General features: G+C 65.4%; 1 protein-coding gene. It reads right to left on the bottom strand.

All coding sequences use genetic code 11. The features are described from left to right. Positions 1 to 722, bottom strand: a 722-nt coding sequence (locus tag AVMA1855_RS26550; protein WP_284428013.1) for an IS5 family transposase, incomplete at its 3' end; no start/stop codon positions are given. Positions 723 to 787 lie beyond the last annotated feature (65 nt).

Below are 787 nucleotides of genomic sequence, written 5' to 3'. Positions count from 1 at the left end.
GCCCGCCCGGTGTTGTGCATGTCCAGCACCTCATCGAAGTGGTGCCCGTCGTGCTCGCTGGCCGTGCCCGTGGCGAGGCGGCGGATGAAGCCGTGCTTGAGGTCCACGCTCACGCTGAGCTTGTAGCCGAAGTGGCTTTTGCCGTGCTTCTTCGTGTGCGTGGCCTCCACATCCTTTTGCCTGCGTCGCGCTTGGCTCCAGTCCGGCTGCCCGCCTTGTGCCAGCGTTCGCCGCTCCTGCTGGCCGATGTGCTGTCGGGGCGCGGGCACCAGCGTGGCATCGATGGCCTGCCCGCCCCGGGCGATGTAGCCGTGGCGCTGCAGTTGGGCATCCACCCCCTGGAACAAGGCCGTTGCCCCGCCCACGCCAAGGCGCTCGCCAAAGCGCCAGATCGTGTTGCGGTCCGGCACGTTCATCGCATCCTGCAACAGGCAAAACCGCTGGTAGCTCCCCCGGTCCAGCAACTGATACTCCATCTGCTCATCGGACAGGTTGTACAGCCGCTTCAACACCAGGATGCGCACCATCACCTCGGTGGGGTAGGCGGGCCGACCGCCCCGGCGGCCATCCCCGCGTTCGATCAAGGCATCCACCAGCCGGGCCAGTTCTGCGAAGTCGATGTGCCGCGCGATCACCTGCAGCGGATCGCCCACCTCATCTCTCTTGTGTTGGCGCGAGGCCTCAGCGAACAGGTCGAACTTCAGGGCGCTACGGGGAGTGATCATGGCAAAGGATGGAGCACGCGTTCTCGATCAACAAGGGACCGGATGGGTTTTGAGAGGTTCCC

Origin of the sequence: Acidovorax sp. SUPP1855 (genome assembly GCF_030158955.1) — a bacterium.
In the GTDB taxonomy this organism is placed as follows: Bacteria; Pseudomonadota; Gammaproteobacteria; order Burkholderiales; family Burkholderiaceae_C; genus Paracidovorax.
Note: the sequence above shows the minus strand (reverse complement) of the source record. Positions and strands in the feature narration are given on the sequence as shown.